Raw genomic sequence first — 17,518 nt, 5'->3', positions numbered from 1 at the left:
CCAATTACATGTTGACTCCCAATCAAATGCACAAACAAAATAGTATCAAAAGAAAAAAATATAAAACTAAAAAAGGCAGTGACATAAAATCACTACCTTTAAATTATTAATTCTGTATCCCTATTTCAGGACGTCACAAATTTTTGCTATTAATCCTGCTCTAAATATTTTTCCATAATAGATATGGCCGCTTTAGAAATAACAGTTCCTGGTCCAAAAATGGCAGCAACTTTACGTTCTAACAAGTAATTATAATCTTGCTCTGGAATAACACCGCCAGCAAATACCATAATATCTGGTCTTCCTAGTTTTTCTAATTCACCAATTAATTGCGGAATAAGTGTTTTATGTCCTGCTGCTAAACTAGAGGCGCCAACAAAATGCACATCATTTTCAATAGCTTGTTTAGCTACCTCTTCTGGCGTTTGGAATAAAGGCCCCATATCCACATCAAAACCTAAATCGGCAAAACTAGAAGCTACTACTTTCGCTCCTCTATCATGCCCGTCTTGTCCCATTTTCGCAATCATAACACGAGGACGACGCCCTTCAATTTTCGCAAATTTATCGGCCACTTTTTGCGCCTGAGCGAAGGTGCTATCATTACTTACTTCTTTGCCATAAACGCCACTAATCAATTTATTATCTGCTTTATGACGACCGAAATGAGTCTCTAACGCATCCGAAATTTCACCTAAGGTTGCAAAATTTTCAGCAGCTTCAACAGCTAATTCTAATAAATTTCCTTTTCCAGTTGCAGCACATTCTGATAATGCTTTTAATTTAGCATCTACAACATTTTGATCTCTGTTTGCTCTTAATTTTTTCAAGCGCTCAATTTGAGATAATCTTACAACTGAATTATCAACTTCTAATATTTGAATATTTGATTTTTCTTCCGTTTGAAATTTATTAACCCCAACTAGAATATCTTGTGCAGAATCCAAACGTGCTTGCTTTCTTGCCGAAGCTTCTTCAATACGCATTTTAGGAACACCTGTTTCAATAGCTTTTGCCATGCCTCCTAACTCTTCAACCTCTTCAATAAGTTTCCAAGCTTTTTTGGCAATTTCCTGAGTTAAATATTCAACATAATAAGATCCTGCCCAAGGGTCGACAGATTTTGTCATTTGCGTTTCATCTTGGATGAATATTTGCGTATTACGCGCAATTCTGGCAGAGAAATCGGTTGGTAAAGCAATCGCTTCATCCAATGCATTTGTATGTAACGATTGGGTACCACCCAAGGTAGCAGCCATTGCTTCAATACAGGTACGAGCCACGTTGTTAAAAGGATCTTGTTCACTTAAACTCCATCCAGATGTTTGACTATGGGTACGCAATGCCATCGATTTTGGATTTTGTGGATTGAATGATTTGATGATTTTTGCCCATAGCATACGTGCAGCTCGCATTTTCGCAATTTCCATAAAATGATTCATTCCTACTGCCCAGAAGAATGATAAACGAGGTGCAAATTCATCAATTTTTAAACCAGACGCTAATCCAGTTCTAATGTACTCCATACCATCAGCTAATGTATAAGCTAACTCAATATCAGCAGTTGCTCCAGCTTCCTGCATGTGGTAACCACTAATAGAAATAGAGTTGAACTTAGGCATGTTTTTGGTAGTGTAATCAAAAATATCACCAATAATTTTCATTGAAGGTAATGGCGGATAAATGTATGTATTACGCACCATAAACTCTTTCAAAATATCATTCTGAATGGTTCCGCTTAATTGATCTAAAGAAACCCCTTGTTTTTTAGCAGCAGCAATGTAGAATGCCATAATTGGCAAAACGGCACCGTTCATGGTCATGGAAACAGACATTTTATCTAACGTAATTTGGTCGAATAAAATTTCCATATCTAAAATAGAATCGATAGCCACACCTGCTTTACCAACATCACCTGTTACACGAGGGTGATCGGAATCGTAACCTCTATGCGTTGCTAAATCGAATGCTACTGAAAGTCCTTTTTGACCAGCTGCTAAGTTTCTTCTGTAAAAAGCGTTTGACTCTTCTGCTGTAGAAAAACCTGCGTATTGTCTAATAGTCCAAGGACGCATGGCATACATTGCGGAATATGGTCCTCTTAAAAAAGGAGGAACACCGGCCACATAGTTTAAATGTTCTGCCTCTGAAATATCGGCTTTAGTAAACTGTTTTTTTACAGGGATACCTTCAGGCGTATTCCAAACGTCTTGATTGTTTTTATTTTCAACTGTTGGTTTAACAGCTGAATTTATTTTTATATCTGAAAAATCTGGTTGCATAGTCTTAAGATTTTAATGTTTTTTGAACTTTTTTCTGAATAGCTGAAAGTGTTACAAGAACATCTGATCTCATATTTACAACACCATCTAAACCAGCTTCAGTTAATTCGTCCATATTTTTAGGAGCACCAGCCAATAGCAATACCTTATCCGTATTTATAGCTCTAAATGTTTTTATAAAGTCTAGTGCAGTTTCGTCGTAATCTTGATCTGAACTACAAATTACAACGACATGAGAATTAGCTTCCGCACTTTTGGTAGCGGCAACTACTGCATTTGCAAAGGTTTCTTCCTGATGAACATCAAAACCACTTACACCAATAAAATCATATGAAAAAGCAGCTCTTGCTTTACGCATGGTTAAATTTCCATAAGAAGCCAATTGCACAATTGGACGAACACCTGTAGCAGCAACGATTTCCTCAGTCACTTTACGCATGGCCTCAATTTCTAAGGAAGCTCTTCTTGGCGTTAATACTTTAGAATTTTCAGTAACATTTGTTGAAAGCCTATCTTTATCAACCGTTTCCATTAAATTAGGATATTTATTAATACCCACCATAGCTGAACGTCGCTGGCTTAATAATTTTAATTTTTGCAAACGAATTTCTGCAATTTGTTGTTGAATGGTTTCTGCTTCAAAAGCAGCATAAAAACCTCCATTTGCCTGAATGGCTTTAAATAATTCTAAAGCTTTTTCAGCAATTTTAGTACTTACTTCTTCTATATAATAGCTACCATCAACAGGGTTTGCTACTTTACCAAAATAAGATTCTTCTCTTAAAATAGTGGTAATGTTTCCTGCTATTCTACTTGAAAAATCAGAAGCGCTTTTAAACTCTTTATCGTAAGGGTCAATTAAAACACCATCTACATTTCCTAAAATAGCAGACATGGCTTCTGTGGTACAACGCAATAAGTTTGTTTCAGCATCTGTAACCGATTTACTCCAAATAGAGGTTTTAGCAGTAGTAATATTTGAAAAATCTGTAACTCCATATTTGGCAGCTACTTCTGCTAATAAATTATTAAAAGCTCTGAATTTGCCAATTTCAACAAAATATTCTAAGCCAATAGCTAACAGTACATTTAAGTTGTTAAAAATAGATTGCTCTGAAACGCCTTTTGCCTTTAATTTTTCAACTAAAAATACTAACGAGTTTAAGGTATAAGCAATTTCCTGAACTTGATTAGCGCCAGAGTCTAAATATTCAGTTCCCGAAATTGTTATGGCTTTAAAATTAGGGAAATCGGCTGTTAATTTTATTAATTCTGCAGCATCTTCTACTTTACTTTCATCGAAAGACCCCGTTGTTACGTAACTAGAAATTAAACTTGTATTGATAAAACCTTTTAAGTTTTTACCTTTTGCCACAGCAACCAAGTCTTTTGTAAAGGCAATCGCATTATTGTACAACTCAAAAGAAACTGTAACTTCATTTAAGTCTATTCCTTTTAAAAGCTCTGCAACAGGCACAGCATCAATTAATTGAAATATGATGCCATTCAACCCTTCTTCAATAGCTTTTTTTGCTAAATCATTTCCTGTTTCAGCACAACAAACAGCAATGCTTCTATAATTGACTAAAGATTGCGAATTTTGTCCTGTATTTTTAAGTTGAGTAATGGTGTCTTCAGCAGTATAAAAAGGCTGAAAATCAAGACCACTAAGATTATTCCAAACTAGTTTTTTATTGAAATCTTCACCTTTTAAATCGGCGTTTACTCTCTCAATCCATTGCTGCTTAGTAACAGGAGCAAATTCTGAGAAAAGTTTTTTGTTAGTATCCATACTATTATTATTATGTTTAACTTATATATTTAAACTGTAATGCTACTTCCAAATCTTTCGAAAATAGCTTTGTCTAATGCTTCTCTATGATTTGGATGAGCAATGTCTCTTAGAGCTACGGCACGTTGTTTTAAAGTTCTTCCAAATAATTCGGCTACACCATATTCAGTTGCAACAAATCGGGCGTGAGCACGTGTTGTAACAACGCCAGCGCCTTGTTTTAGCATAGGTGTAATTTTAGAAACGCCTTTTAATGTTTGTGAAGAAATTGCAATGATTGGTTTTCCGCCTTTAGATAAAGCAGCACCTCTCATAAAATCCATTTGACCACCAACACCAGAAAACATTCTTGGCCCAATTGAATCGGCACAAACTTGTCCTGTAATATCTATTTCTATAGCAGAGTTAATGGCTGTTGCTTTTGGATTTTGACGGATAATAGACGTATCGTTCACATAAGCAATATCTCTCATTTCAATTTCTGGATTATCGTCCATAAAATCATATAATCTTCTGGTACCCATTGCAAATCCTGATACAATTTTATATGGGTTTGTTTTCTTTTTAGAACCATTTACTACGCCTTTTTCAACTAAATCTACTAAACCTTCAGAGAACATTTCGGTGTGTACTCCTAGGTTTTTATGATTTGTTAAATACCTTAAAACGGCATTTGGAATACCACCAATACCCATTTGAAGTGTAGCACCGTCATCAATAATTGCTGCAATATTTTTACCTATGGCTTGTTCTTCTTCAGTTGGTTGTACAAATTTCATTTCATAAATTTCCTCAACTACTTCTACACAAGCAGAAAAATTTCTTAAATGAACTTGGGCGTCACCAAAAGTTCTTGGCATTCTTGGGTTAATTTGGGCAATAACCGTTTTACCATGCTCAATTCCAGCTAAAACAATATCTACTGAAACGCCTAAAGAGCAAAACCCATGTTGATCTGGTGGAGACACATTTACCATAACAACATCTAAATTCATATAGCCTTGTCGGAATAAACTCGGAATATCACTTAAAAAAATTGGAATGTAATCAACAGTATCTCCTACCATTTTTCTAACATTTCCTCCTATAAAAAAAGCACTTGTATGAAAGCTATCTCGGAATTCTGGTGCTATATAGCCACATTCGCCCTCAGTATGTAAATGGCAAATTTCTACACCTCTTAATTGAGGCCCTCTTGCCACCATTGCTCTAATAAGTGTTTGAGGTGTTGCTGAACCTCCTTGAATTAACACTCTATCACCTGACTTAATTAGTTTTACAGCATCTTCAGCTGACATTTTGTTCGGTATATTCATTGTCTAATTTATTTAATTTTTATGTCTTATTTGTTTATGTTCTTATATTTATCCTAAAAAACTTAATATGATACCTGCTGCAATGGCCGAACCTATAACGCCGGCAACATTGGGTGCCATAGCATGCATTAATAAATAATTATGCGGGTCGGCTTTAATTCCTTCAGCATGTACTACCCTTGCACTATCTGGAACCGCAGAAACGCCCGATGCTCCAATAAGTGGATTTAATTTATCATCACCCTTTAGGAACAGGTTCATGAATTTTGCAAACATTAAACCGCCCATAGTGGCTATTACAAATGAAATAGCTCCCAGTGCAAAAATCTTCATTGAATCTGCAGTTAGAAATATATCGGCCTGTGTTGATGCTCCAACTGTAACACCTAGCAATATGGTAACGATATCAATTAATTTGGTGCGAGCCGTATCAGCTAATCGTTCAGTTCTACCAGATTCTTTAAGTAAATTCCCGAAGAACAACATCCCTAATAAAGGCAAGGCACTTGGCGATATAAAAGTTGTAAGCAATAACGCTACCACTGGGAAAATCATTTTTTCCTTTTGAGTGACGGCTCTTGGAGGCTTCATTCTAATTAATCGTTCTTTTTTAGAAGTTAACAGCCTCATAATAGGTGGTTGAATAACGGGTACCAATGCCATATATGAGTAGGCTGCAATTGCTATAGGTCCTATTAAGTTTTTTACCGTAGTACCATCTGGTAAAATATTTACACCATTGGCTAATTTTGATGATAAGAAAATGGCCGTTGGACCATCTGCGCCACCAATAATTCCAATAGCACCAGCTTCTGGAAGGCTAAACCCTAAATACAAAGCTCCTAAAAACGTACCAAAAACACCAATTTGAGCTGCCGCACCTAAAAGCATTAATTTAGGGTTTGCAATTAAAGATGAGAAATCGGTCATGGCTCCAATACCTAAAAATATTAGTGGTGGGTAGACCCCTTTAACAACACCAAAATACAGGTAATTTAGTACCGATCCTGTTTCATAAATTCCTGTTTGATAACCTGCTACAAAAGGAATATTCCCTATTATCACACCCGTACCAATAGGAATTAGCAATAAAGGCTCGTAATCGAACTTAATCCCGAGGTAGATAAATACAATTCCAATAAAGATCATGAGGATATTACCACCTTGTGCATTTGCAAAACCTGTGAAACTGTAAAATCGGTTAATCCCGTCGAGAGCCTCCGAAATAAAACTTTCATTATTTGTGTCTTCATCTGCTTGAACATCAGCCGTAGTTGAGATAGCATTGTTAGTATTTGTATTCAACCCTAAAACAGGTCGAATAAAAACTAGCAGCGATAGAACTCCAAATATTAATATTACTCTTTTCATTTCTTTGTTATAAACAAGCTCTCAAATTAACCGAATTGTTCATGTTTTCTTTTTTAGGTTCTTTATCTAAATTCTAAATCACCTTTACTTTTTTATTCCAATTCTATCATTACTTCACTTTGCAGTACTTGTTGGCCTACATTAACATTAATAGCCGTAACTAGGCCTGATTTCTCAGAGGTTATGCTATTTTCCATCTTCATGGCTTCTAAAACCAATAACTCATCGCCCACCTTAATTGTATCTCCAACTTTTACGTTAATTGATAAAACAACCCCAGGAATTGGTGCTACTATTTTAGTTTTTGAAGCAGCTGGATTTATTTTAATTGGCTCTATTGTTGAACTTGCTGGTTTACGAACTAGTGTTGGTGTTTTTACCGTTTTAACTGTTTCTTTCATTTTAACAGAATAAACAGTACCGTTTACTTCCAACTCTATAACATTATCTTCGTGTGATACAATTTTAACCCCGTAACTATTTTCATTTATGTTGAATGTGAAATTTTTCATATTCTTAATATTATTATCAGATTAAAAATAATTCCAAACTAGAGCCTATTTCTATAAGCGCTATAAATTTTGGAACTCCACGGAGAATACATTTTTCTTGCTTGTTTTATGGTCAAAATAGCGTTCTCGTGATCATGCTGTGTATTTAAGTACAAGTGAATTGCTACTGAAATTGCAGCGGCTATCTCTCCTGTAAATTGCGGGCTCACTTTAGGTGATATTTCTTTAATTTTTTTATCAGGACCTTTGGTAATAATTTTATATAAATAAAGCATTGTAGGCATTCCATATTTAAAAAACAGCGTTAGTAATAGCAGGCCACTAAAAACTATTAATAAGCCTGTAATTAAAATGATATAACCTTCGGTAATAGTATCTGTTGTTAAAAATATTGGTGTCATTACAGCGGGATATTTGAGTGTTTTTTAGGCGGATTTACATCCTTTTTATTGGCTAGTAATTCAAGCGCTCTAATAATTCTAAAACGTGTATTTCTAGGCTCTATAACATCATCTATAAACCCATATTTGGCAGCCACATAAGGGTTGGCAAATTTGGTATTATATTCATTTTCCTTTTCTTCAATGTAATGCCTTTTCTCGCCTTCATCTACAATCTTGCTAATGTTGGTGCCTTCTAAAACTTCAACAGCACCTTTTGCTCCCATTACTGCAATCTCGGCTGTTGGCCATGCGTAATTTAAATCGCCTCGTAGCTGTTTACAGCTCATTACATCATGTGCACCACCATATGATTTTCGTAATGTGATGGTTACTTTAGGCACTGTGGCTTCACCATAAGCAAATAGTAATTTTGCCCCGTGTAAAATGATACCACCATATTCTTGTCCTGTACCTGGTAAAAATCCAGGAACATCTACTAGAGTAACTATAGGAATATTGAAAGCGTCGCAAAAACGAACAAATCTAGCGGCTTTTCTAGAGGATTCAGTATCTAAAACACCTGCATAATATTTGGGTTGATTTGCAACAATACCAACCGAACGTCCATTAAAACGAGCAAAACCTACAACTATGTTTTTTGCATAATTTCTGTGTACTTCCAAAAATTCACCATTATCTGTAATGGTTGCAATAACATCAATAATGTCATAAGCCTGATTAGCGTTTTCTGGAATGATGGTATTCAAAATATCATCTAATCTATCAATAGGATCTGATGTTGTTATCGTTGGTGGATCTTCAAGATTATTTGAAGGTAAATAGCTTAACAACTTTCTAATTAAAAGCAGATTTTCTTCGTCGTTTTCAGCTAAAAAATGAGACACACCAGATTTCGATGAGTGGATATTGGCACCCCCCAGCTCTTCAGCCGTAACCACTTCGCCAGTAACGGTTTGAACTACTTTCGGACCGGTAACAAACATATAGCTTGTTTTATCGGTCATTATGGTGAAATCTGTTAACGCCGGTGAATAAACCGCACCACCAGCACAAGGCCCTAAAATGGATGAAATTTGAGGAATAACCCCCGATGCCATGATATTTCTTTGGAAAATCTCGGCATAACCGGCAAGTGACCGTACTCCTTCCTGAATACGGGCCCCACCACTATCATTAAGTCCGATTACGGGCGCACCAATTTTCATGGCCATATCCATAATCTTACATATTTTCAATGCATAGGTTTCTGAAAGAGAACCTCCAAAAACCGTAAAATCTTGAGCAAAAACATAAACAATTTTTCCATCAATGGTTCCATGACCGGTTACAACACCGTCGGAAAGATAAATTTCCTTATCCAACCCAAAAGATTTGGTTCTATGGGTAACGAACATATCAAACTCTTCAAAGCTATTATCATCTAAAAGAATATCTATTCTTTCACGAGCTGTTAACTTGCCTTTGGCATGTTGTGAATTGATGCGTTTTTCACCACCACCCAACCGTGCTTTAGCCCGTTTTGCTATGAGTTCGTTTATTTTATCCTGATTTGCCATTATTTAAATGAATTTGCTTTATTCTTAAAGTCGTTTTATTCCTTAGAACAAAGCTCTGTAAGAACACCTAATGTTGATTTCGGATGTAGGAAACCAATATTAAGTCCTTCAGCACCTTTTCTAGATACTTTATCTATAAGTGTAACACCTCTTTCCTCTGCTTGTTTTAAGGCCTCTGTAGCGTTTTTAACAGCAAAAGCTATATGATGTATACCTTGCCCCTTTTTCTCAATAAATTTACCGATTGGTCCATCTGGAGCTGTACTTTCAAGAAGTTCAATTTTTGTGTCACCTACCAAAAAAAAGGCTGTTTTCACTTTCTGATCAACAACCTCTTCTATAGAATAACACTTCATACCTAAAACGCCTTCGTAGTATTTAATAGATTCTTCAAGGTTTTCAACAGCAATTCCTATGTGCTCAATATGTGAAATATTCATAATAATATGTTTTATTTTATTTTGCTTCAAAATTAAAGGAACAAACTACTTAATATTATGACGGATGTCATGTATTAGTCAAATAGTTAGAATAAATATAAACTATATCGTTATAGTATTTTAATTATTTTTTAGCCCGCCAAACAAATAGGTTTATATTTGAAATATGTTACCGAAAACAGCATTTTTAAAACGAAATAAAACACCTTTATTCTGGGTGTTTTCTTGCATTTTACTCTATATTTCATTTGCATACGATTTACATAGAACAGATTATATAAAACTTTTAACACTTTTTACTGCGTTGTTTTTTCTGTTTTACAAACTAGTTAACTTATTAAAAACCCGATTGGTATTTTTAACTTGGTTAGCTTTTATTTTTAGGACTGTTTTTATTTTGGCCATCCCAAACCTATCTCAAGATTTCTACCGATTTATATGGGATGGCAGAATGATTTTGGAAGGATTTAATCCCTATTTACATACCGTGGAATCTTTTATAAGCACAGGAAAATTTCCCGTGGCAGAATCTCAAATGCTATATGATGGCATGGGAAAACTTAATGCTGGTCATTTCACCAATTATCCTCCTATAAACCAATTGTGTTTTGCCATTGCTGCACTATTTGCTGGGAAAAGCATACTTGGTTCGGTAGTGGTTATGCGTTTAATTATAATTGCAGCCGATTTTGGAACCTTAGTTTTTGGAAAAAAATTACTACTTAAATTAAACATTCCCAGTTATCACATTTTTTGGTACCTATTAAATCCATTTATAATTATTGAATTAACTGGAAACCTTCATTTTGAAGGGGTTATGATTTTCTTTTTAATTTGGAGTTTGTATTTGCTGCATTCAGGAAAATGGCAATTTTCTGCTGTAATTTTCGCTTTATCTATTGCTACAAAATTGGTTCCTTTAATGTTTTTACCTTTGGTTTTTTATTGGTTTGTGAAGTATAAAAATAGTTCAGCAACTGAAGTATTTGAAACAAAATCTTTTAAAACCATTGGATTTTTGAAACTTATAGGGTTTTACAGCTTGGTTGGAATTTCTACTTTGGTATTATTTGCACCGTTCTTTTCAACACAATTCATTAATAACTATACTAAAACAGTTGGCTTGTGGTTTCAAAACTTTGAATTTAATGCGAGTATTTACTATATAGCTCGTGAAATTGGGTATTCATTTAGGGGCTATAACGAGATTGCAACTATTGGCAAAACCATACCCGTAATTGTAATTTTATTTGTGCTGGGTGTTACTTTTTTAAGAAAAAATAAAACTACAACGCAGCTTATAACTAGCATGCTTTTCGTGCTTTCATTTTACTATTTTACGGCAACAACTGTACATCCTTGGTATATTTCAACACTGTTAATACTATCCGTGTTTACTAATTACAAATTTCCATTGGTTTGGAGTTTCACCATTATTTTGAGCTATTTAGCCTATTTGAATACGAATAATTCTGAGAATTTATGGATTATAGCCTTGGAGTATTTAATTATTTATTCGGTGTTTATTTGGGAAGTTTTAATTAAAGAAAATTTTAGCAATAAACATATCAACCACCTCAATAACAATTAAAATAATAATAATCCATTCTAACTTACTGCTCTCCTTATGGTACATAATATCTTTAAAGAGGTCTAGATTCTCTTTAATAATTTCAATACGGTCGTGAATTAATCGATATCTATCCGTTAAATCGAAGGTTTGTTTAAGTTCTAGGTTTAACTTATTAAGTTGTTCATTTTCCCAGGTACTATCAGGAGAATCAAAAATGTATAAGTTTTCAGAAATGCGGTTTTTAATGTTTAAGACCCTGCCTATAAACCGCTTTAAGGTATAACCAGAAATATCCAATTTCCCTTTATTTTCTAAATAGGTAGTATGCTTATTGGTTTCTATTAACAACGCCTCGGTTATTTCGGAATAGCGATCAAGAGCTACGGACTGCGAGGTATTCAACATTACTAAACGTATCATCTCTTCATCCAAACTAGGAAGAATAACGCTGTTAAAACCTACTTTAAGCGTGTTGTTTGATACTGATACTTCCACCACATCGGAAAGTTTATCAATAAAATAGTTGGTGCAAAAAGGTTTGATTTTGTTAAATACACTATTGATGGTATCCTCATCTAAATTAAAGAAGCTTACAATACCATATTGGAATATATAAATAAAGGAATTGTTGGATACTTTATAAAAAAGCTCGTCACTACCATGGAAGATTAACGACCATGATAAGTGACTTTTACTTTCTTTAATATTAATTGTGTTCGCTACCTGATAAGCAACTGTGGCGTACATTGTGTATTGAAAATTTCAGATGAATTTTTAAAACTCTTAAACTTCAACATGTCTCCGTTACGAACTTTAATAAAGAACGAAATGTGTTTGTTCATTATTCTTAAAAACTAAATTTGAATTACCAAACTAATTTTTCTGAATTAAGGCTCCATACGTTTATTCTCAATCTATCAATTAGGCAATAATAATTGCCAAAATGAAGATGACAATATCTTACCTTGTAATAGATTATTCAGGGTTAATAAACAAAAATTTATCAACCCTAATAAAAATCATGCTCTTTCAAAAGCAATTACTTAAATAGGCTTTAAACTTTCAACTCTATAAATTACAAAATCTTCGTCTTCATCCTCAAAATCTTCAACAAAAGTTATTCTAAAACTTTTGTCTATAAGACTTTTATCATTCTTTAAATCGTATTGCTTTAGTACTCTAGGATGCACTTCCTCGAATACTAACTCTTCTCCATTTTCAAACCAAAACGTAAAGTAACCGTTCTTGTAAGACTTAAAAACAGCTGTTCTCATATCTAAAAACTAATCAATGTCATCATCTTCATCATCCTCATCCTCGTCGTAATCTGAATCGGCATCATCCATATCGTCATCATCCTCATCGTCGTCATCTACGGGTTTTACCTTTTTAACTTCTATTTCGTCGTCGTCATCGTCTAAATCCGTATCTGCATCATCAACTTTAACTTCTTCAAAATCATCAGCAACATCCGTATCATCGTCACCGAAGTCTTCCATAGCTTGCACAAGGCGTTTACCTACTTTTACTAAATAAATAGTGTCCTCGGTTCTTACCTCTACAGCTTCTATTATTTCATTTTGAGCATTTCTAAATGAAATCACATCTGTTTCATCGTATCCATCAGGAAACTTTTCAACTAGAAGATTTAAGATATCTTCATTTAATTTTTTGTAATCTACAATTTTGCGTAACATTTTATTTGGGTTGGAATTATTGGTCTAACAAATATGCAAAAATTAATGGTGCAACAATTGTTGCATCACTTTCTATTATGTATTTTGGAGTATCTACATCTAGTTTACCCCAAGTAATCTTTTCGTTTGGCACGGCACCAGAATATGAACCGTAGCTAGTTGTTGAGTCGCTAATTTGACAAAAATAGCTCCAAAACGGAATATCGTGCATTTCCATATCTTGGTAAAGCATTGGTACAACACAAATTGGAAAATCGCCCGCAATACCTCCACCAATTTGGAAGAAACCTACACCTTTACCCGCTGAATTTTTTGGATACCAATCGGCTAACCACATCATATACTCAATACCACTTTTGGTAGTTGATGCTTTAAATTCGCCTTTAATGCAATAAGAAGCAAAGATATTACCCATGGTACTATCTTCCCATCCTGGAACTACGATTGGCAAGTTTTTTTCGGCAGCAGCTACCATCCAAGAGTCTTTTGGATCAATCTCGTAATATTGCTCTAACACTCCTGAATTTATCATTTGATACATAAATTCATGTGGAAAATAGCGTTCTCCAGCTTTATCAGCTTTATTCCAAATATCGTATAAATGCGATTGTAATCTTCTAAAAGCTTCTTCTTCTGGGATACAAGTATCGGTAACACGATTAAAATGATTATCTAATAAATCACGCTCTTCTTCTGGAGATAAATCTCTGTAATTTGGCACGCGTTTATAGGAATTATGCGCAACTAAATTCATGATATCCTCCTCAAGATTTGCTCCTGTACAAGATATGATTTGAATTTTATCTTGACGAATCATTTCTGCTAAGGATTTTCCCAACTCGGCAGTACTCATCGCACCTGCTAATGTCACCATCATTTTACCACCTTCAAGCAAGTGTGTTTCGTAGCCTTTTGCGGCATCTACTAAAGCAGCAGCGTTAAAGTGTAAATAATTTTTTTCTATAAATTGTGATATTGGTCCTTTAGTACTCATCGTCGTCATTAAATTTTAAAGCGTTATTTTTTTGTTTTGAATTATCGTAGGTGTTATCATAATCATCACCTACTTCTTCACCCATAAATTTATAACTTAACATTTTATAATACAATTTTGCAGCTAAAAAATCGGATGCTTTTTGTTTTACACTTGGGCATAGTTCTACAATATCAAACCCTACCACATTTTTTTCGGCAAAAACTTGCTTTAAAAAATCCAAGGTTTCATACCAAAACAAGCCTCCGGGAAGAGGTGATGCTGTATTTGGCATTATGGAAATGTCTAATGCATTTAAATTAAAATTGATAAAAACATTATCTGTCATTTGGTCAATGGCTGAATCTATCCAAGTATCATCAACCGCCATTTCATGAGCAAAATATGTTTTCTCAATTTCTGCGATTGTTTTCTCGTTGGCACTCATTGATCGTATACCAACTTGAATTAAATTAGTCATTTGGTTTGCCTCATGCAACGCACATGCATTATTTATGGCACTACCATTATGGGTTTTTCTCAAATTAGCGTGTGCACCAATGTGCAGCACTGTTAAACTTGGAAACATTTCATTAAACGCACGAATGGTTCCTATAGAAACAACATGCTCGCTACCAAAAGAAGTAACAAATTTATTTTTTTTGATATATTTTTTTGTGATTTGATGAACAGCATCAACCATGGCTTCTGCCGAGGTGTTTTCTTCAATAGCATCTGCTAAAAAAACGCCTTGCTGGTAAACTTCTGTATCAGTTTCAATATCGTAAAGTTCCATGTTATCTGAAGCTTTTAAAAAGGCTTCCGGACCTTTTTCAGACCCTTTTTGAACGCTGTTTGCATTTTCAAAAGGCACAGGAATTAAAACAATTTTGGCTTGCTCTAACTTCCCAAATTCTTCTGCTATACCAGCATACGTGTTATTTGTCATAACCTAAAATTTTAAGTAAGTCTTCACTTTTTTGTTGTTCACTAAAAAGCTCGGTTGTGATATTTCCATCGGCATCTCTATCAATCAAGATGTGTTTTGGCATAGGGATTAAACAGTGTTGTAACCCTCCAAAACCACCAATAGTTTCCTGATAGGCACCTGTATTAAAGAAGCCAATATACAAAGGCTTATCTTTATTATATTTTGGCAAATAAATGGCATTCATGTGTTGCTCACTATTGTAATAATCATCACTATCACATGTTAAACCTCCTAACAAAACACGCTCGTAACTTTCATGCCACCTGTTAATTGGCAACATAACGAAACGTTTATTAATAGCCCAAGTATCTGGTAATGTTGTGATGAAAGATGAGTTAATCATGTTCCACTTTTCACGATCATTTTGTTGCTTTTGGTATAAGACCTCGTAAATAGCACCGCCGCTCTCTCCAACAGTAAAACTGCCAAACTCAGTAAAAATGTGTGGCACTTCTACCTCTTCTTCTTCACATACTAACTTTATTTGGTTAATGATTTCGCCTACAATATATTCATAATCAAAATCAAAAGCCAAAGAGTTCTTAATCGGAAATCCACCACCAATATTTAAACTATCTAAACTTGGGCAAATACGTTTTAAACTCGTATAAACTTTTAAACATTTTGTAAGCTCGTTCCAGTAATACGCATTATCACGAATTCCAGTATTAATGAAAAAATGAAGCATTTTTAGTTTCACTTTACTATTTTCTTTAATCTGGCTTCTGTAAAAAGGTAATATGTTTTTATAACCAATACCTAATCGTGAAGTATAGAACTCAAATTTTGGTTCTTCTTCTGAAGCGATTCGGATTCCGACATTAAACTTTCCTTTTATTTCTTTTGAAAGCAAATCTATTTCTTCGTAGTTATCAATTATAGGAATACAGTTTTTGTGTCCGCTATTAATTAATCTTGCTATGTTAGAAATGTATTTATCTCTTTTGAAACCGTTACTAATAACGTAAGTTTTGTCGGTTATCTTACCTTCGGCTTTTAAACTTTCAACAATATCAATATCAAAAGCTGAAGATGTTTCAATGTGAATATCGTTCTTTAAAGCTTCATCTAAAACATGTTTAAAGTGCGAGCTTTTTGTGCAATAGCAATAATTGTATTTGCCTTTATATTTATTAGCTTTTATGGCTTTATCAAACCAGCCTTTTGCGCGGTGAATATTATTAGAAATTTGCGGTAAATACGTAAATTTTAAAGGTGCACCATATTGTTCAACTAATCCCATTAAATCAATGCCATGGAATCGTAAATGTCTTTCGTTTAGATCAAATTCTTCTTGCGGAAAATAAAAAGATTGATTTATTAAATCAATGTATTTGGTATTCATTCTTTATTTTTAGATGTAATAGTTTAATGATAATTTTTTAAAGTTAAGAAACATTCGTTTCTAATCAAATTATATTACCTATTAATCAAATTCGAATTTGACTTTGGGTTGTTGGAATAAAGCCATAGATATGCTGACTTCCAGCAATGGTATAAGCAGAAGTTAATTCTAAAATTCGGTTACTTTTTCTATAAGCTATTTTTGAAAAAAACTTCTTAACTTTCAAAAACCCAAACATATAAACACGTTTCAATTTGTTCAGTAATTAGGTTGCAAATGAAATATAAAAAATTTAATTATGAAGTAATTTAGGTTTTTTTTTTAGATTTTTTTTAAAGCATCTTCAGAGTATTCAGTTCTTGCTCTGTTAGGTGTTTCCAATGTCCACGCGGAATATCCTTTTTAGTAAGATGTCCGATAGCAACACAGTCAATACTCAATATTTCATATTTAAAATGATCAAATATGGTGCGAATTAAGGTATTTCCAATATTTTTTATTTTTAATCCAATTTCTGATTTTGAAGCGCCATCAATATAACTTATTTCTTCAACCGATATCAGTTTACCTTCTACTTTAAAACCTGCCTGTATTGCTTTTAAATCTTCTAGTTTTAAATTCTTATCTAATTCTATATGAAATAAACGAGCAATGCCATTTTTGGAATTTGTGAATTTTTCGGCAATCACATCATCATTTGTAAACAACAACAAACCCTTTGAGTTTCTGCCTAAACGACCAATTGGTTTAATTCTTGAAGATGTTGCGTTGGCCACCAAATCCATTACTGTTCTACCCTTACCTTCGCTTGTTGTGGTTGCAAAGCCTTTTGGTTTATTTAATAATACATATGCTTTTTTCTCTGGGTTAATTCTTGCTCCATCATAACGCACCTCGTCATCAAGCTTCACTTTATAACCCATTTCGGTAACTACTTTACCATTTACTGTAACTAGTCCTGTAGCAATATGCACATCGGCTTCTCGACGCGAACAAATACCAGCATTAGCCACGTATTTATTTAAACGAATCTCGTCCGGATTAGCTATTTTTTTAGCTGGTGGGTTTACATTACGTATAGGCGCATTCCCTCTAGCAAAGCTTTTACCCTTAGATGAATTACCTCCCCTACTTGTAGGTTTGCTTGTTCCATTTTGCTGTCCTCTTCCTGAAGGTTTCCCTTTTCCACTTGTTCCTTGCGTTCTGCTCATCACTTTAATTTTTTACAAAGATACTTCTAAAATTTACGATTCACGATTTTTGAAT

Annotated in this window: 17 protein-coding genes; 1 reads left to right on the top strand and 16 read right to left on the bottom strand. The window is 34.1% G+C overall.

Annotated elements, in window-relative coordinates; all coding sequences use genetic code 11:
* Positions 1 to 149 precede the first annotated feature (149 nt).
* The 8 genes from scpA to mce form a co-directional block, all read right to left on the bottom strand.
* Positions 150 to 2,282: a methylmalonyl-CoA mutase gene (gene scpA, locus ABYI63_RS10130; protein WP_372756101.1), complete on the bottom strand. Its 2,133-nt coding sequence runs from the start codon at positions 2,280 to 2,282 to the stop codon at positions 150 to 152.
* Between the two features lie 4 nt (positions 2,283 to 2,286).
* Positions 2,287 to 4,074, bottom strand: coding sequence for a methylmalonyl-CoA mutase family protein (locus ABYI63_RS10125; protein WP_372756099.1), 1,788 nt, complete (start codon positions 4,072 to 4,074; stop codon positions 2,287 to 2,289).
* Positions 4,075 to 4,103: 29 nt separating this feature from the next.
* Positions 4,104 to 5,390, bottom strand: a complete 1,287-nt coding sequence (locus ABYI63_RS10120) for an acetyl-CoA hydrolase/transferase family protein (RefSeq protein ID WP_372756097.1) — start codon at positions 5,388 to 5,390, stop codon at positions 4,104 to 4,106.
* Positions 5,391 to 5,438: 48 nt separating this feature from the next.
* On the bottom strand, positions 5,439 to 6,761 hold the full coding sequence (locus ABYI63_RS10115) for a sodium ion-translocating decarboxylase subunit beta (protein WP_372756095.1): 1,323 nt from the start codon (positions 6,759 to 6,761) through the stop codon (positions 5,439 to 5,441).
* Between the two features lie 92 nt (positions 6,762 to 6,853).
* A complete protein-coding gene (locus ABYI63_RS10110) occupies positions 6,854 to 7,273 on the bottom strand; it encodes a biotin/lipoyl-containing protein (RefSeq protein ID WP_372756093.1) in 420 nt (139 codons plus the stop codon).
* A 38-nt stretch (positions 7,274 to 7,311) separates the two neighbouring features.
* Positions 7,312 to 7,674: an OadG family protein gene (locus ABYI63_RS10105; RefSeq protein ID WP_372756091.1), complete on the bottom strand. Its 363-nt coding sequence runs from the start codon at positions 7,672 to 7,674 to the stop codon at positions 7,312 to 7,314.
* Positions 7,674 to 9,233, bottom strand: coding sequence for an acyl-CoA carboxylase subunit beta (locus ABYI63_RS10100; RefSeq protein WP_372756089.1), 1,560 nt, complete (start codon positions 9,231 to 9,233; stop codon positions 7,674 to 7,676). The genes ABYI63_RS10105 and ABYI63_RS10100 overlap by 1 nt, the downstream gene beginning before the upstream one ends.
* Positions 9,234 to 9,268: 35 nt before the next feature.
* Positions 9,269 to 9,673, bottom strand: coding sequence for a methylmalonyl-CoA epimerase (gene mce, locus ABYI63_RS10095; RefSeq protein ID WP_372756087.1), 405 nt, complete (start codon positions 9,671 to 9,673; stop codon positions 9,269 to 9,271).
* 166 nt (positions 9,674 to 9,839) lie between these two features.
* Between mce and ABYI63_RS10090 the strand changes: the two genes are divergently transcribed.
* The gene (locus tag ABYI63_RS10090; RefSeq protein WP_372756085.1) at positions 9,840 to 11,264 is read left to right on the top strand and encodes a mannosyltransferase; all 1,425 of its coding nucleotides are present in this window, start codon (positions 9,840 to 9,842) and stop codon (positions 11,262 to 11,264) included.
* Here ABYI63_RS10090 and ABYI63_RS10085 read toward each other — a convergent pair.
* The 8 genes from ABYI63_RS10085 to ABYI63_RS10050 form a co-directional block, all read right to left on the bottom strand.
* Positions 11,211 to 11,993: an RMD1 family protein gene (locus ABYI63_RS10085; RefSeq protein WP_372756083.1), complete on the bottom strand. Its 783-nt coding sequence runs from the start codon at positions 11,991 to 11,993 to the stop codon at positions 11,211 to 11,213. The two genes, ABYI63_RS10090 and ABYI63_RS10085, sit on opposite strands and share 54 nt — an antisense overlap.
* Before the next feature lie 296 nt (positions 11,994 to 12,289).
* The gene (locus ABYI63_RS10080; protein WP_372756081.1) at positions 12,290 to 12,520 is read right to left on the bottom strand and encodes a hypothetical protein; all 231 of its coding nucleotides are present in this window, start codon (positions 12,518 to 12,520) and stop codon (positions 12,290 to 12,292) included.
* 9 nt (positions 12,521 to 12,529) lie between these two features.
* Positions 12,530 to 12,943 carry a hypothetical protein gene (locus tag ABYI63_RS10075; protein ID WP_372756079.1) on the bottom strand — a complete coding sequence of 138 codons (414 nt, stop codon included), beginning with the start codon at positions 12,941 to 12,943 and terminating at the stop codon, positions 12,530 to 12,532.
* A 16-nt stretch (positions 12,944 to 12,959) separates the two neighbouring features.
* Positions 12,960 to 13,937 carry a deoxyhypusine synthase family protein gene (locus ABYI63_RS10070; RefSeq protein WP_372756077.1) on the bottom strand — a complete coding sequence of 326 codons (978 nt, stop codon included), beginning with the start codon at positions 13,935 to 13,937 and terminating at the stop codon, positions 12,960 to 12,962.
* Positions 13,927 to 14,865, bottom strand: a complete 939-nt coding sequence (gene speB / locus ABYI63_RS10065; RefSeq protein WP_372756075.1) for an agmatinase — start codon at positions 14,863 to 14,865, stop codon at positions 13,927 to 13,929. The genes ABYI63_RS10070 and speB overlap by 11 nt, the downstream gene beginning before the upstream one ends.
* Positions 14,855 to 16,252 (bottom strand): arginine decarboxylase, encoded by a 1,398-nt coding sequence (locus ABYI63_RS10060; RefSeq protein WP_372756073.1) that lies wholly within the window; start codon positions 16,250 to 16,252, stop codon positions 14,855 to 14,857. Before ABYI63_RS10060 ends, speB begins: the two co-directional genes overlap by 11 nt.
* Before the next feature lie 85 nt (positions 16,253 to 16,337).
* Positions 16,338 to 16,490 (bottom strand): hypothetical protein, encoded by a 153-nt coding sequence (locus tag ABYI63_RS10055; protein ID WP_372756071.1) that lies wholly within the window; start codon positions 16,488 to 16,490, stop codon positions 16,338 to 16,340.
* Positions 16,491 to 16,584: 94 nt separating this feature from the next.
* Positions 16,585 to 17,463, bottom strand: a complete 879-nt coding sequence (locus ABYI63_RS10050) for a pseudouridine synthase (protein WP_372756069.1) — start codon at positions 17,461 to 17,463, stop codon at positions 16,585 to 16,587.
* Positions 17,464 to 17,518: the final 55 nt, after the last annotated feature.

Source organism: Mariniflexile sp., from assembly GCF_041583155.1.
Classification (GTDB): Bacteria; Bacteroidota; Bacteroidia; order Flavobacteriales; family Flavobacteriaceae; genus Mariniflexile.
Note: the sequence above shows the minus strand (reverse complement) of the source record. Positions and strands in the feature narration are given on the sequence as shown.

Bases quoted from the DNA above. Each gene is read 5' to 3' on its own strand.
- ABYI63_RS10090 (WP_372756085.1), top strand. From the start codon at position 9,840: ATGTTACCGAAAACAGCATTTTTAAAACGAAATAAAACACCTTTATTC.
- ABYI63_RS10050 (WP_372756069.1), bottom strand. From the start codon at position 17,463: ATGAGCAGAACGCAAGGAACAAGTGGAAAAGGGAAACCTTCAGGAAGA.
- ABYI63_RS10075 (WP_372756079.1), bottom strand. From the start codon at position 12,943: ATGTTACGCAAAATTGTAGATTACAAAAAATTAAATGAAGATATCTTA.
- scpA (WP_372756101.1), bottom strand. From the start codon at position 2,282: ATGCAACCAGATTTTTCAGATATAAAAATAAATTCAGCTGTTAAACCA.
- ABYI63_RS10120 (WP_372756097.1), bottom strand. From the start codon at position 5,390: ATGAATATACCGAACAAAATGTCAGCTGAAGATGCTGTAAAACTAATT.
- ABYI63_RS10070 (WP_372756077.1), bottom strand. From the start codon at position 13,937: ATGAGTACTAAAGGACCAATATCACAATTTATAGAAAAAAATTATTTA.
- mce (WP_372756087.1), bottom strand. From the start codon at position 9,673: ATGAATATTTCACATATTGAGCACATAGGAATTGCTGTTGAAAACCTT.
- ABYI63_RS10055 (WP_372756071.1), bottom strand. From the start codon at position 16,490: ATGTTTGGGTTTTTGAAAGTTAAGAAGTTTTTTTCAAAAATAGCTTAT.
- ABYI63_RS10105 (WP_372756091.1), bottom strand. From the start codon at position 7,674: ATGACACCAATATTTTTAACAACAGATACTATTACCGAAGGTTATATC.
- ABYI63_RS10110 (WP_372756093.1), bottom strand. From the start codon at position 7,273: ATGAAAAATTTCACATTCAACATAAATGAAAATAGTTACGGGGTTAAA.
- ABYI63_RS10085 (WP_372756083.1), bottom strand. From the start codon at position 11,993: ATGTACGCCACAGTTGCTTATCAGGTAGCGAACACAATTAATATTAAA.
- speB (WP_372756075.1), bottom strand. From the start codon at position 14,865: ATGACAAATAACACGTATGCTGGTATAGCAGAAGAATTTGGGAAGTTA.
- ABYI63_RS10060 (WP_372756073.1), bottom strand. From the start codon at position 16,252: ATGAATACCAAATACATTGATTTAATAAATCAATCTTTTTATTTTCCG.
- ABYI63_RS10115 (WP_372756095.1), bottom strand. From the start codon at position 6,761: ATGAAAAGAGTAATATTAATATTTGGAGTTCTATCGCTGCTAGTTTTT.
- ABYI63_RS10125 (WP_372756099.1), bottom strand. From the start codon at position 4,074: ATGGATACTAACAAAAAACTTTTCTCAGAATTTGCTCCTGTTACTAAG.
- ABYI63_RS10080 (WP_372756081.1), bottom strand. From the start codon at position 12,520: ATGAGAACAGCTGTTTTTAAGTCTTACAAGAACGGTTACTTTACGTTT.
- ABYI63_RS10100 (WP_372756089.1), bottom strand. From the start codon at position 9,233: ATGGCAAATCAGGATAAAATAAACGAACTCATAGCAAAACGGGCTAAA.